The sequence below is a fragment of the Sphingorhabdus sp. SMR4y genome (genome assembly GCF_002218195.1).
In the GTDB taxonomy this organism is placed as follows: Bacteria; Pseudomonadota; Alphaproteobacteria; order Sphingomonadales; family Sphingomonadaceae; genus Parasphingorhabdus.
On record NZ_CP022336.1, the window covers coordinates 2122401 to 2137353 of the forward strand.

Genomic DNA, 14953 nt, shown 5'->3' on the forward strand with positions numbered 1-14953 from the left:
AGACCGGCGCTAGCTGCGAATGGGAAACAGCGCCATAATCCGGCCTATTTGTGCGCTCATCGGCGCCAGCACATCATCCTGCGTCTTGCCAAGCCGAACCACTGTCAGCTGCTGCTCGGGCGACACGACGATCTGTTGACCGAGATGCCCGAGCGCGGCGAAAATCGTATCCGGACCGTTATCGGGGAACAGCACCTGATTGCGCCCCTCGGGACGCCTCTTGTTAAGCCAGAGGTGGCCGCCATAGGCGGGGTCATTTTCCGACGACGTCTTCATGAATTTTACCCAGCTGACGGGCAGATGCTGGGCGCCTTTCCGAGCACCATTGTTGCGCAGAAACTCACCGAATTTTGCATAGTCACGGGCAGTGGCATGAATGAAACTGCCGCCGAGAAATGTCCCGTTCGGGCCGAATTCCGGATAGGTGCCATCCATTCCCAAGGGTTCGAGCAAGCGCCCGCGAATGAAACGCAGCGTGTCATGACGACGCACTTCCGGATCCGGACTTTTGGTGAGGGTGCGGGCGATGATATCGGACAGAATGATGCTGGTAGCGGTGCTATATTCGAATTTCTCGCCCGGTCGTGCCTCCATCGGGCGGGCTTCCGCATAGGCGGCGGCATCCTGCGCGCCGTCCAGAAACAGCATTCGGTTGGTGTCGGCCTCGAAAACGGTTTTCCCGCCTTCCTCCGGTGTTTCGGTGTGATCAAGGCCGGATGACATGTGAAGAAGATGCCGCAGCGTTATATCGCCCCGCGGATCACCCGGGCGTTGCCACGCGGGCACAGGTGCGGGATCGTCGAGCACCAGACGCCCGTCGGCTACCAGGAAACCGATCAGGGCTCCCGTGAGGCTTTTGGCCATTGACCAACTGATGAACCGGGTATCTTCGTCATAGCCTTCACCATAGCGTTCGGCGATGATTTTGCCCTGATGCATTACCAGAAAGGCCCGCGTTTCGGCCATCGCCGGATCCTCGAACAGCGGCGCAATTGCCGCATCCAGCCGCGCTTTGGCGACAGGACTGTTATCCGCTATATAAGCCAGTTCTTCCGGGCTTTTTTGGGGTGCGCTAATGGTATCACCACTCGATCCGCACGCAGCCAAAGCCAGCACGAGGGTCGAGATGAAGGCGAGTTTAATCTTGTGCATGAGCCGTCGTTGCACCAATAGAAGCCGCCATGGCAACCGGAAAAGACAGATCACCACACTCGTCGAGCAAGTGGCCTATGGCTCTATATGCCGTCGCGCTATTCCTCATCGTTCTGGTTGCGCTATTTGCCTATAATTATAACAGCATCAGGGGGCAGCTGGATGTCGGCACTGCCTATGGCGCACGGGTCGCCTGTTCGTGCCACTATGTCGGAGGACGCGATATCGAGGATTGCCGCAAGGATTTCGAGCCCGGCATGGAGGTAATCAACCTGTCGATAAATGACGAACGCAAGAGAGTGACCGCTTCTGCCCTAATGATGGAATCGGCAACCGCCGAATTCCGGGAGGGCTGGGGCTGCGTGATCCTGACCGACGAACAAGTCGAGGCCGAATAGCTAGACTTCGACACCTGCCAGCCATTGTTGCTCGACCGCAGCAGTGCTGACGATCCAGCCGCCGCCCAGTACGCGGTCCTTGTGATAGAACACCGCCGCCTGACCGGGAGCCACACCAAATTCCGGATTGTGGAATTGCAGTTCATTTCCTTCAAGCCGGGCAAGCGTTGGCTTGGACATCGAGCGGACTTTCACTTCGACCGGCCCTGCATAATCGCCGCCGATCCAGTTAATGTCACGCAACGATGCCGAGGCCACCGCCAGAGCGGCTTTTGGTCCGACAATGACGCGCTTGTCCTCCGGCTCCAGCCGGATAACATAGAGCGGTTCGGCCTGACCGCCGATTTCCAGCCCTTTGCGCTGCCCAACGGTATAGTGAATGAGGCCCTTGTGCCGCCCCATCACCGTGCCATCCATATGGACAATTTCGCCATCGTCATCGGCATCGGGACGTAATTTCCGCACCACGCTTGCATAGTCGCCGTTGGGCACGAAACATATATCCTGGCTGTCGGGCTTGAAAGCCACGGCCAGCCCCATGTCTTCGGCAATTTCGCGCACCTGCGTCTTGGGCATGTCACCAAGCGGAAAGCGGAGATAATCGAGCTGGTCCTGAGTGGTTGCAAACAGAAAATAGCTCTGGTCGCGCGCCGGGTCGAGAGCACGGTGCAATTCTGCGCCATCCGGACCAGCCACGCGCCGAACATAATGGCCGGTGGCCAGACAGTCGGCGCCCAGCTCGCGTGACAATTGCAGCAGATCGGTGAATTTCACACCCATATTGCACTGTACACACGGGATGGGTGTCCGGCCGGACATATATTCGTCCGCAAAGACATCCATGACCGAATCCTTGAACCGGCTTGCATGGTCAAAAACATAATGGGCGATGCCAAGCCGGTCGGCGACGGCCCGAGCGTCGCGAATATCCTGTCCGGCGCAACAGCTGCCGACTCGCCCGACCGCTTCGCCATGATCATAGAGCTGCAAGGTGATGCCAATGGTTTCCGCGCCGGTCCGTGCTGCGAGAGCTGCCACGACGCTTGAATCGACACCGCCCGACATGGCCACGACAATGCGTTTGCCCGCCAGGTCATCACCGAGTTGAAAATTTCCGTCTATCTTGTCCATCATCACAATTGCACCCCTTAGAGAATTCCCGCCGCTTGCGCCAGCACAGCGAACAAATCCCTTTCCGGCCGCCCGCCTGATCCATTTTGGTACGAATTGGCACGATGCAAGGAAGGATTGCTTAACCTCTCCTAAGGGCCCGTAAACATCCCTTTTACACTAGTTTATATCTTCGCTGCTAGACCGGCGTCTATGGAAATGAACTTCCCCCATAAAGGCTCCGAATGGCCGGCACTGGATGACAGGCGGGATGTGGGCGCTCAGCGTGCAGATCATCAGACCTTTCTCGCCAAGGCCATTGCCAGACAAACATCCAGCCAGACGGCCAGGAAGTTTGTGGCGGCCAAACGTAACCAGGGGAATTCAAGTTCTTCACGCCCCGTATCTTTTCTGGATGACCGGATGGCATTTTTTGCCGGACGGACACATTCCTCCAGAACCGATTACAGGGAAATAACATTGTTCAGGACCGGGAGTTTTCGGCCTGATCTGGCACAATAGGATATGGAAAAAATGCAAGAGTAGTAAAGAATATAAACGTGACGTTTACCTTGGCAGTTCAGGTAATCGAAAAACTCTCCCGCTACGAAGGCCAGACGCAACGGGAACGGGGTTAAATGCCGCAAGGCAAAATTTGAGGGTAGTATGATCGAAAACCAAAAAATAAAACCAGCGCAAGTTGTCGGCCCCCTTGGCGAACCGCTCACCATTGACGATTTGCCGAAACCCGGCACGACTCGCTGGGTCGTCCGCCGCAAGGCAGAAGTCGTCGCGGCCGTGAACGGTGGCTTGCTGACTGTTGATGAAGTTTGCGACCGCTATGATCTGTCGCTGGAAGAATTTGCGTCCTGGCAACGGGCAGTTGACCGGTCCGGCATGCCCGGATTGCGCGTCACGCGTATCCAGCACTATCGCGACCTCTACGAGCGCCAGCAGAAATATTGACCACATATTCAGCGCAATAATATTCCAGACAATATATATTGAATAGGACCACCGGGCATGTTCCGGTGGTCCTTTTTTATTCCTTCAAGTCGAGACAATAATCGTCTATGTTTTTGTATTCGCGAGCATAAGCAATTTATGCTCGTGTATAATCAGGAGGAACATATGGGTTGGATTATTGCATTGATAGTAGGCGGTATTGCGGGCTGGCTGGCCAGTATGGTCATGGGCCGTGATGCGTCCATGGGCGTCTTCTGGAATATCGTTGTCGGTATCATCGGATCGGTAATCGGCAATTTTGTCGGCGGCTATTTTGGCTTCGGTGGCAGCATTCAGGAGTTTTCGATCATTGGCCTGTTCACCGCTTTTGTCGGCGCGGTCGTACTGTTGCTGATTCTCAACCTCATTCAGCGTGGACGGGTACGCTAACCCGTCCGTCAGCCGGATATTGTGAATTTTACAGGGCCGGTTCTCACAGGAATCGGCCCTTTCGTGTAATGATATTGGTCGTTGATCGAACCAGGGCTTGAAGGACGGACCGAAAGCTGTTCCGGCTTGCTGCAGGTGCTATATTAATGTAACACAGCAAGTGAAATTCCGGACAGACCCGAAAATCAGCGATTCTTTTGTGTATTGCCATCTGGAAATGCGATAAGAGTCCGACTGAAGAGTAAAAAAATGAATTATGAATCGACCATCCCCAGCGAGAATATCGCAACTTTTGATGATGCCGAGGCGCGCAACACCAATCGCAAGCGGCTGATCATCACGGTCGCCGTGATCGTCGCGCTATTGCTGGCCTATATCGGCTATAATTATTTTGTCGGCGGTGCGGTCGAGGAAGATGGCGCGAGCCAGGCGCCAATGGTCACGGTCATGACCCCCGGCAAGCAACAGGTTGTACGCACTATCAATGCCACGGGCACGCTGGCGGCACGCCGCGAAATTCAGGTTAGCGTAGTCGGTGAAGGCGGCCGTGTAACCAATGTCTACGTCGACGCCGGCGACTGGGTCAAGCAGGGCCAGATCATGGCGAGCATTGACCAGTCGGTCCAGTCCCAGCAGGCCGCGAGTCTGGAAGCATCAGTGGGTGTATCGCGCGCCGATCTCAATCTGGCGCAGGCCAATCTCGATCGTGCAGAACAACTGGTCGACCGGGGCTTTATTTCCAAGGCGGATATCGACCGGCTGACCGCAACCCGCGATTCCGCCGCCGCACGTCTGCGCGTGGCACAGGCCCAGTTCAATGAGGTCCGTGCACGCAATGGCCGGCTGAACATCGTCGCGCCCAAGGCCGGCCTGGTTCTGGAGCGCAATGTGGAGCCGGGCCAGACCGTCACACAGGGCAGCGGAACGCTGTTCCGGATGGCGCAAAATGGCGAGATGGAACTGCAGGCACTGCTCGGTGAAAGCGACTTGGCCAATGTTTCGGTCGGCACAACAACTCAGGTCACTCCGGTCGGGACCGACAAGATTCTCACCGGACAAATCTGGCAAATTTCGCCGACCATTGATCCACAATCCCGTCAGGGCGTTGCCCGCATCGCACTGGGCTATGACAGCGCCTTGCGTCCCGGCGGCTTTGCCAGCGCGCGTATTCAGAGCGGCACATCCGAGGCTTCGGTGATACCGGAATCCGCATTGCAAAATGATAGCCAGGGAAGCTTTGTCTATGTCATCGACGCCGACAACAAGGCGGTACGCCGCGACGTCGTTGTCGGTTCGGTATCAAGTGCCGGTATTTCGGTCACGTCCGGCCTGACCGGGACAGAAAAAGTCGTACTCCGTGCGGGCGGCTTCCTGAATCCCGGCGAAACCGTCCGGACGACTGTTCAGAAAAATGCTGACGGCTCTTGAACTGTTCGCGAATTTGAGGCCCGACCGATGAATCTTCGCAATATTTCCGCTTGGAGCACCCGCAATCCTGTGGTGCCGATGGTGCTATTTGTCGCATTGCTCTTTGCCGGCCTGCTGAGTTTCAACCGCATGGATGTGGTGAACAATCCGGACGTTGAATTTCCGGCTGTCTCGGTCAGAATTTCGCAGCCCGGTGCTGCACCGACCGAAATCGAAAACCAGATTACCCAGAGAGTGGAAGCGGCGGTTCGTTCGATCAGCGGGGTCAAGAACATCAGTTCGACCGCCAGCGAAGGCAGCAGCAGTACTTTTGTCGAATTTGAAATCGGCGCGGATGTAAACGACAGCGTCAATGAAGTGAAAAACGCGGTCGACCAGGTGCGCGGATCCCTGCCCGACGGTATATTGGAACCGCAGATATCGAAGGTCGACGTCGCCGGTGGACCGATAGGCTTTTTTGCTGTCAAGGCCGATGACATGACCGTTGAACAGCTTAGCTGGTTTGTCGACGACACGGTCGCCAAGCGGCTGCTGACCGTCAACGGCATGGCCGAGGTCAACCGCTTTGGCGGCGTAGACAGGGAAATCCGCGTCATTTTGAAACCTGACCGGATGCAGGCACTAGGCGTGACCGCCAATCAGATTAACAGCGTGCTGCGCCAAGTGAACATCAATGCTGCCGGTGGCCGCGCAGAAGTGGGTGGCACCCGCCAGTCAGTGCGTGTTCTGGGCAATGCCGACGATGCCTATGAACTGTCGCAAACACAGATAGCCCTGCCCAATGGCCAGGTTATAAAATTGGCCGATGTGGCGGAAGTTACCGATTCCTTCGGTGAGCGGACCTCGATCAGCAAGGTGAAGGGCGTCGAAGTCGTCAACTTCTCGATGGACCGGGCACGCGGCGCTTCCGACGTTACCGTCTATGATGCCGCCATTGAAATCATGGACAAGATCGAAGCCGAAAATCCGGGCATCGAATTCATCCTGCTCGGCACAAGCGTCGACTATACAAAGTCGCAATATAAAAGTTCCATGCTGGCCATGATCGAGGGCGCTATATTGGCGGTTGTCGTGGTCTTCATCTTCCTGCGGGACTGGCGTGCCACGGTTATTTCGGCCATCGCCATTCCCCTGTCAGCAATCCCGACCTTCTGGTTCATGGATTTGCTGGGGTTCAATCTTAACTTTCTTTCGCTGCTCGCGCTCGGCCTGGTGGCGGGCGTGCTCGTTGATGATGCGATTGTGGAGATCGAGAATATCGTGCGCCATATGCGCATGGGCAAAACCGCCTATCAGGCATCGATCGACGCTGCCGACGAAATCGGCCTGGCCGTGGTCGCTACCTCCTTTTGTATCGTCGCCGTGTTCCTGCCGGTCGGCTTGATGCCTGGAATATCTGGTCAGTTTTTCAAGAATTTCGGCATTACCGTGGTTGTATCGGTCCTTATGAGTCTGGCGGTCGCGCGTATGATCACGCCAATGATTGCTGCCTATTTCCTAAAGGCCAAGGGCCATGCAGAACATGGCGAAGGCGTCTGGATGGATCGCTATATGCGGCTGCTGCAATGGGTTCTTGACCGCAGCGAAGCTGATCGCATCCGGGAGTCACTTGTCCCCGCGAAAGCAGCCTGGTGGCAATATCTGTGGGGCTTCGTGATGTTCGCCCTGATCGTGGCGGCATTTTTGGCAGCAGCATTCGGGGTCGGCTTTGCGTTGAACGGCCTGCTGGAGACTTTGATACCCAGCGACCTTCTGCGGGCTTTATTAAGTCTTGCAGCAGGCCTCGTAGCAGGTTTCTTCGTGGCCAAGCTCGCCGCCGCGCTGTTTAAAATGCTGTCCGGTATTTTCGGGGGACGTTTCAGCCAATGGTATGCCTATCGCTCCGGTCGGTTCCGGGCGAGAGCGAACGACCACCGCATGTGGATGATGGGCGTCGGAGTCATCGCCTTCGTGCTGACTGTGATTTTGTTCGCCATCACTCCGCAGGAATTCCAGCCGGTCACAGATCAGGATTCGAGCCGTGTCGAGATCGAGGTCGTGCCCGGCACCACCCTGGAGCAGACCGAGAAAATCGCCGACCGGGTGTCCGACCTGATGTACGCGCAACCGGAAGTGGACCGCGCGCTGACCCGGGTTCGCGAGACCAATGCCTCGGTGTTCGTGTCGCTCAAGAAAGAGCGGGCCAAAACCTCGATTGAATTCGAGCGGAGCATGTTGCCGGAGCTTCAGAAAATTCCTGATGCGCGTATTTCTTTCCAGTCGCAAAGCGGCGGCGGTGGAACCGGTCGTGATATCTCGATCATGCTAACCGGATCGGATCCGGAGTTGCTTGACGCCACTGCCGCACAACTGGTCGAGCAGATGAAGGATATCAACCTCATCCGGGCGCCCAGGATCGCAGCCGATCTGAGCCGGCCGGAAATCATCATCACGCCTTATCTCGATCTTGCATCGCAGCTTGGCGTCACCACCGCTGCGCTCAGTCAGACGATCCGTATCGCTACGCTCGGCGAAATTGATCAGAACGCCGCGAAATTCTCCCTTTCGGATCGCCAGATTCCCATCCGCGTCATGCTGCCGCTCGAATCGCGAAACGATCTGACCACGATTGAAAACCTGCCGATCCCGATTGCCAGCGGCGGCACCGTGCCGCTCAGCCGCGTAGCCAAGGTGAGTTTCGGCTCCGGACCGACTTCGATCCAGCGTTACAACCAGAACCGCCGAACCTTTGTCGGGGCCGATCTGGCGCCGGACGTCATCAAGGGTGAAGCAATGGAGCAAATCTTCGATCTTCCGATCATGAAAAATCTGCCGACCGGGGTCTCCAACGAAGCCTTCGGTGAAGACGAATGGCAAGCAGAACTGGCCGTGAATTTCATGATCGCCCTGATTTCCGGTATTCTGCTGGTCTTTGCAACGCTGGTCCTGCTTTACAAAAGGGTCATGTCGCCGCTGGTCAACATGGGTTCGCTGGCACTGGCTCCTCTCGGCGGCATATTCCTGGTCTGGCTCTGGGGCCTGTCGCTGTCGATGCCGGTCCTGATCGGTGTGCTCATGCTGCTGGGTATTGTCAGTAAGAATTCGATCCTGCTCATCGACTTCGCGATCGAGGAAATGCAGAAAGGCGTTCCCAAGTTCGAGGCGATCATGGATGCCGGACACAAGCGGGCCCAGCCGATCGTGATGACCACCGTGGCCATGACGGCAGGTATGGTGCCTACCGCCCTCTCCCTGTCCGGCGATGGCGCCTGGCGTGCACCGATGGGCGTGGTCGTGATCGGCGGCCTGATCGTGTCGACCCTGCTGACACTGGTTATCGTGCCTGCCGGCTTCAGCCTGGCAGACGGGTTCGAACGCCGCGCTGGTCCCTGGCTACGCAACAAGATGCTGACCTACAAGACCGGTGATGATCGCCATGACCGGCCCGGGGCAGAGGTCCAGCCCGCCGAGTGAAGCCGATATCGTCACACAGAAGCAGCGGCGACGGAACCGGCCCCGCAACCACAGGCAGCAATGCGGGCCGGGATATGAAAATTATTGCCACCGGCATGCTGGTGGTGATGGCGATCATCTATTTCTCTGCCAAAAGCTATGAGGCAGTGCATCCCACACTGGGGTTCGTTCGCGCGTTTGCCGAGGCGGCGATGGTTGGCGGACTGGCCGACTGGTTTGCCGTCACGGCCCTGTTCCGCCATCCCATGGGCCTTCCGATACCGCACACCGCGATCATCCCGCGCAACAAGGACCGCATCGGCGACACGCTGGCCAATTTCCTGAAGGACAATTTCCTCATTTCCCGTCTGGTCGCCCAGCGCATGCGCGATGTCGATCTTGCCAGCGGCATCGGCCGCTTTCTGCAATCGCCGAGCGGCGAAGAGGGCCGACTGAAGTTCGGGGCTTCGCGACTGCTGGGCGATGCGATTGCCTCGCTCGACAAGGACCGCCTCGGCACGATGTTCAAGGGTGCTGTCAAGAAGCAGGCCGTCGGGCTCGACATAGCAACGCCCATGGGCCAGATCCTGGCATCAGTCATGGCGGAAAACCGTCATGGGCCGCTGATCGATTCGTCGATCCGCTGGGCCTATCGGACGCTGGACACCAACGAGGCCGTGATCCGCAGTATCGTTACCGATCGCGCCAATGCCGTCATGCGCTGGACCGGCCTTGATGACCGGGTCGCCAACGAGGTGCTCGACGGTCTGTATAAGCTCCTGGCCGACATGGCGGCAGATCCCCAGCACCCGGTCCGCGCGAAAACCGAGGAAAGCCTTGAGCAGCTGGCCCGTGAACTGCAACATGATCCGGAGCTCCGCCAGAAGGTCAATGAATGGAAGCTGGAAATGATCGAGAATCCGGCGATCGCCTCATGGCTCGATGGCATTTGGGAGCAAGGCCGGGAAGCGCTGCTGCGGGCGGCCCGCGATCCCGATGCAGCCATGGCCGGTCAGTTCGGCGATGCGCTGATCCAGCTGGGCAACAGCTTGCAGCAGGACCGGCAGCTCAACCGGCAGATCAATCGTTTCGGCCGGCGTGCGGTCATCGGTGTTGTCGACAGCTATGGCGACAATATCGTCAAGCTGGTGTCAGAGACCATCCGCGGCTGGGATACGCAAACCATAACCGACCGGGTCGAAAATGCTGTCGGCAGGGATCTCCAGTTCATCCGGGTGAACGGCACGCTGGTCGGTGGGCTGGTCGGCCTTTCTCTTCACACGCTAGGCTACTGGATCTAGCGCGAAAGCAGCAGCCGCGCCTGTCCTGCAATCTGGGCTAGCATGGCAATAGACGGCTTCGGTGTCTGCTGTGCCCGATCCATGATCTTGCGGAACTGGGCCACCCGGGCAATATTTCGTTCCGCCCAGCTGTCGACGAACTGTTGCATGTCCTTGCCGCGAGTGCGGCGCAGAAAATCGAGCCGCATCTGCTGGAAATCACGGGCCAGACCGGCGACCAGCAAACGGTCCCAGGGATCGGACGGATTGATCCGGGTCGCGGTCATCTGCGCCCAGTCCAGACCAAGCTGGCTGCCGAGCCCGGTAAAGGCCGCAGCGACGTCCAGCGCATCAATATCCCGGCTATGGGCCAGATAAGCGATACCGGCGGCGCCGTCATTCTTGTAAATATTGGCGATCTTGCCGGCGATTTCCGGAGTGGCCCCCGCCTCGACCAGCAGCTTCACCTGACGCGACGCCTGCAAGCGACCTTCCGCAGTTATCAGATTTTCTACATTCTCGTTGAGCAATGTCACGCCAGGCGCCAGCATGTTGACGGTATCGTCGATACGGTCATCCGACACGCCGATGCGCATCAGATCGGCCATGTGCGAGCGCAGGACATAGGCGAGCCGGTCGAACAGCGTGATCCGGATATCTTCCGCAATCTCGGCCGTCTCGAGTGCGTGCCAGAGACGGTCGGCATCGAACAGCCGCTCTGCCATGACGAATGCACGCGCTACTTCTCCCAGAGCACAACCTTCTTCCTCGGCCAGTTCGAACGGATCGATCAGACCGAGCCGGTTGATCATGCGGTTGGCCAGTTTCGTCGCGATGATCTCGCGCCGCAACTGATGGTTGAGAATGGCCGCCCGATGCCCCTCCTGCATTGCCGGTGGAAAAGCCTGCAGCAATTCGCTGTCCAGCCCGGGATCATCGCCGAGGTCGCTATTTTCGATGGCATCCTGCAACGCGAGCTTCGCGGTGGATATCAGCACAGCCAGTTCCGGCCGGTACAGGCCGCGGCTTTCCTGGCCGCGACGAATCAGGTCTTCGTTGCTCGCCAGTCCCTCAACCGCGCGGTTCAATTGGCCATGTTCCTCGAACTGGTCGATCAGACGCACATAAGAGGGTAGAGATTTCGCGCCGCCCATTTCGGCAATGGACAGGCCGAGCGCCTGCAGCCGATTATCTTCCAGAACCAGCGCACCGACATCGTCAGTCATGGATTTGAGCAACAGATTCCGGGCATCCGGCTTGAGCTTGCCGCTGGCCAGTTCCGCATTGAGGGCAATCTTGATGTTGACCTCGTTATCGGAGCAGTCCACCCCGGCGCTATTGTCGATAAAGTCGGTGTTGATCCGGCCGCCACGCGCAGCAAACGCGATCCGTGCAGCCTGCGTGATACCCAGATTGGCGCCCTCGCCGATCACCTTCACCCGCAGTTGTTCGGCATTCAGCCGGATCTTGTCATTTGCCGGATCGCCGACCTCGATGTGATTCTCGGACGCGGCTTTTACATAGGTGCCGATCCCGCCGAACCAAAGCAGGTCGGCATTGCATGCCAAAATCGCGGTCATCAGGCGGCCCGGCGTCGTTTCGATGTCGTCGCCCAGCCCCAGCATTTTTGCCGCCTGCTCGGAAATTTTTATCGTTTTCGAACTGCGTGAAAAGACCCCGCCGCCTTTCGATATCAGATCCTTGTCATAATCTTCCCAGCTGGATCGCGGCAAGTCGAACAGTCTTTTCCGTTCGGCCCAGCTTTTTGCCGGATCGGGATCCGGGTCGATGAATATATGCCTATGGTCAAAGGCAGCCACGATCTTGAGGCTTTTGGAAAGCAGCATGCCGTTACCGAACACATCACCCGACATGTCACCGACCCCGACCACCCGGACCGGCTCACTCTGGATATCGATACCCGATTCTGCGAAATGTCGCTGCACCGACACCCATGCGCCGCGTGCGGTGATGCCCATAGCCTTGTGGTCATAACCATTGCTGCCGCCACTGGCGAATGCGTCACCGAGCCAGAAACCGCGATCGATTGCGATCTGGTTGGCAATATCGGAAAAACTGGCCGTACCCTTGTCTGCCGCCACAACAAAATATGGATCATCCTCGTCAAGCCGCTGCACTCGCGCCGGGGGCACCACCTTGCCCTCGACGATATTGTCGGTCACCGACAACAGGGCAGAGATGAAAATTTTATAGGCTTCCACACCTTCGGCAAGAAATGCATCGCGGTCATCGCCCGAGGGCAGTTGCTTGGCAAAAAAGCCGCCTTTTGCGCCGGTCGGTACAATGACGGCATTCTTGACCCGCTGGGCTTTCATCAATCCGAGTATTTCGGTGCGGAAATCGTCCCGCCGGTCGGACCAGCGCAGGCCGCCACGGGCCACCGGACCCGCTCGCAAATGGATGCCTTCAACCCGCGGACTATAGACAAATATCTCCCGCCAGGGCACCGGCGCCGGCAGTTCGGGAATCTTGGCACTTTCGATCTTGAAGGCCAGCGCTTCGCCGGACTGATAAGCGAAGGCATTGGTGCGCAATATCGATTCAATGACCGCCCGGAACAGCCGCAGGATGCGGTCATCATCAATGGCGTGAACACTGATCAGGGCCGCATCCATGTCACGCGTTGCAAGCTGCATGGCTTTCACCCGATCGCCGTCAAAATCCGGATCATGCAGGGCGCGGAAAATCCTGATCATCGCGGCCGTCACGTCCGCCGCCTCGGCCAGCGCCTCGACGACCGTGATCAGACCATAGCTCAGCCCGGTCTGCCGCAAATAGCGGAACCAGGCCCGCATCCACACCGTCGATCGCGCATCGATTCCGGCGGTCGTGATCAGCTGGTTGAAGGCGTCATTTTCGGACTCCCCGTCCAGCACATTGGTGATCGCGGCCTCTATTTCATCGGAGCGGGCGATCAGGCGATCGCAACGCTCCTCCGAGCGCAGTTCGAGCAGGAAATCATGGATGAAGCCCAGACGCCCGTCGTCGAGCGGAGTCGGAACCGATTCGAGAACGGTAAATCCGAAATTCTCCAGCGTCGGCACTGCATCGGAGAGGGGCAGCGCCCCGCCAAGATGGTATATTTTAAGCCGCAGCAGATTATCGGCGTCGCTGGCCAGCCGGTAAAGCCGGGTAGAACGCTGCCCCCCACGCTCCAGCTTGAACAGGCGCATGATATCCTTAGCGGCTTCCAGCGCACCATAGGTCGACTGATAGGTGCCCGGGAAACAATCGGCATAACGCTGGGCAAGGATTGCCGCGCGATTTTCCTGGCCGGCTTCCCGCAAATTGCGCTCGACTTCCGGTTTCCAGCCCCGGACCATGTTCTCGAGTTCCTGATCGAGCAGATCGGGGTCCGGGATTCTGCCGTCGGTGCCCATGTCGAGCGTGTAGCGCAAGGAGGAGACTCCGCCCTCTTCAAGCGTATTGGACCAGCTCAATATCTTGGCCCCGGTCGCCTTGGTCAGCATATTTTCCACATTTTGCCGACGCTCGGTCGAAAGCTGTTCCCGCGGGAGCCAGACAAAGGCGAATAAATGGCGGGCGAGTGGTGAAATCACGCTGTGCAATTTCGGCCGTGGCCGGTCGATCAGCGACATCGAGATCAGGGCCAGTTTTTCCAGATCATCCTGAGTGAACGTGATCAGTAGATCATGCGGCAAAGATGTCAGCGAATGGGTCAGGCTTTTTCCGGCATGGCCCGACACCGAAAATCCGAACTTGTCGAACAGCCGGGTGAGCTGCGTGCGCAATACCGGAATATTTTCGGGTGCAGCGGCCAGTGCCGCGCTGGTCCACATCCCGGAGATGATCGACAGCGCCGTAATCCGGTTCTTTTCCCTGACTGGCACGATGATCAGGTCCATCAGCACGTGGCGATGGACAGTGGACAGCTGGTTCGACTTGATAATCAGCGGAGCCTTGCCGCCATTTTCAAACCATTCAAAAGCGCGCCGCCTGCTTTCCTTGGACAATATCGGCTGCGGGCGCATGCGGGCCAGACCGAGCTGCTGCGTGCGGCCACCCTTGGTGTCAACCATTTCATGGCCGAGCAAAGTCAGATTGCGATCCAGGAACCAGCGGAGCAACGTCGCGCCCTCGCCTTCGGGCAGGGCGTCGGCATTTTCGCCTAGCACGATCTGCAATTTCAGCCAGTCGGTGACAGCGGCGGCGACATCCTTGAGATTCGCGCGCAGCGCCTTGACCAGTTCCCGACGAATACGGGCATCGGTTCTCTCGAGCTCGATATAGATGACAGACTCACGTTTCTCACCGGGGGTAGCCTGATCAACAAACTCGATCAGCCTGCCTTCGGCATCGCGCCTCACGGCAAGCACCGGGTGGATCAGCCGCTCGATGGTCAGGCCGAAACCGGCAATGGTCGCACAGACCGAGTCGACCAGAAACGGCATGTCGTCGTTTACAATCGCCAGGCGCAAATGCCTGTTATCCTGTTGTCCGCTGACGCTTTCCAATGACAGGTTCGCTTCGCCATCGCGGCGTTCCTGGGCGGATTGCAATGTGAAGCGCGCGGCCTCCTCGCACGCTTTTTCGTCAAAACCGATATTTTCGCCTGGCAACGCACTTTCGCGAAAGGCGGCCACCAGCATCTTTTCGAGACTGTCAACTTTGGATTGCGCTGGCTTGGATTTCCGTTCGCGATTGGCCGCCATTTTTCCCCCAAGTGGATCGAGACGGGTCAAAGGCCCGTCAGCATGGCCATGCTATGCGCCCAAT

At 57.9% G+C, this 14953-nt stretch carries 9 protein-coding genes; 6 read left to right on the forward strand and 3 right to left on the reverse strand.

Features of this window, described 5'->3' with window-relative positions; translation table 11 throughout:
• Positions 1-9 precede the first annotated feature (9 nt).
• A complete protein-coding gene (locus tag SPHFLASMR4Y_RS10180; protein ID WP_089133441.1) occupies positions 10-1152 on the reverse strand; it encodes a serine hydrolase domain-containing protein in 1143 nt (380 codons plus the stop codon).
• Positions 1153-1229: 77 nt separating this feature from the next.
• Between SPHFLASMR4Y_RS10180 and SPHFLASMR4Y_RS10185 the strand changes: the two genes are divergently transcribed.
• On the forward strand, positions 1230-1550 hold the full coding sequence (locus tag SPHFLASMR4Y_RS10185; RefSeq protein ID WP_089133442.1) for a hypothetical protein: 321 nt from the start codon (positions 1230-1232) through the stop codon (positions 1548-1550).
• Here SPHFLASMR4Y_RS10185 and mnmA read toward each other — a convergent pair whose 3' ends face one another.
• Positions 1551-2684: a tRNA 2-thiouridine(34) synthase MnmA gene (gene mnmA / locus SPHFLASMR4Y_RS10190; protein ID WP_409928892.1), complete on the reverse strand. Its 1134-nt coding sequence runs from the start codon at positions 2682-2684 to the stop codon at positions 1551-1553.
• A gap of 642 nt (positions 2685-3326) precedes the next feature.
• On the opposite strand from mnmA, the gene SPHFLASMR4Y_RS10195 reads away from it, so the two are divergent.
• The 5 genes from SPHFLASMR4Y_RS10195 to SPHFLASMR4Y_RS10215 all read left to right on the forward strand — a co-directional run bounded on the left by SPHFLASMR4Y_RS10195 (position 3327) and on the right by SPHFLASMR4Y_RS10215 (position 10216).
• Positions 3327-3626, forward strand: coding sequence for a DUF1153 domain-containing protein (locus tag SPHFLASMR4Y_RS10195; protein ID WP_089133443.1), 300 nt, complete (start codon positions 3327-3329; stop codon positions 3624-3626).
• A 165-nt stretch (positions 3627-3791) separates the two neighbouring features.
• Positions 3792-4055 (forward strand): GlsB/YeaQ/YmgE family stress response membrane protein, encoded by a 264-nt coding sequence (locus SPHFLASMR4Y_RS10200; protein ID WP_089134821.1) that lies wholly within the window; start codon positions 3792-3794, stop codon positions 4053-4055.
• Between the two features lie 249 nt (positions 4056-4304).
• The gene (locus tag SPHFLASMR4Y_RS10205) at positions 4305-5483 is read left to right on the forward strand and encodes an efflux RND transporter periplasmic adaptor subunit (protein ID WP_089133444.1); all 1179 of its coding nucleotides are present in this window, start codon (positions 4305-4307) and stop codon (positions 5481-5483) included.
• A gap of 27 nt (positions 5484-5510) precedes the next feature.
• Positions 5511-8936 (forward strand): efflux RND transporter permease subunit, encoded by a 3426-nt coding sequence (locus SPHFLASMR4Y_RS10210; protein WP_089133445.1) that lies wholly within the window; start codon positions 5511-5513, stop codon positions 8934-8936.
• Positions 8937-9010: 74 nt separating this feature from the next.
• Positions 9011-10216, forward strand: a complete 1206-nt coding sequence (locus tag SPHFLASMR4Y_RS10215) for a DUF445 domain-containing protein (RefSeq protein WP_089134822.1) — start codon at positions 9011-9013, stop codon at positions 10214-10216.
• Here the strand turns inward: SPHFLASMR4Y_RS10215 and SPHFLASMR4Y_RS10220 are convergent.
• A complete protein-coding gene (locus SPHFLASMR4Y_RS10220; RefSeq protein ID WP_089133446.1) occupies positions 10213-14889 on the reverse strand; it encodes an NAD-glutamate dehydrogenase in 4677 nt (1558 codons plus the stop codon). The two genes, SPHFLASMR4Y_RS10215 and SPHFLASMR4Y_RS10220, sit on opposite strands and share 4 nt — an antisense overlap.
• Between the last annotated feature and the right edge of the window lie 64 nt (positions 14890-14953).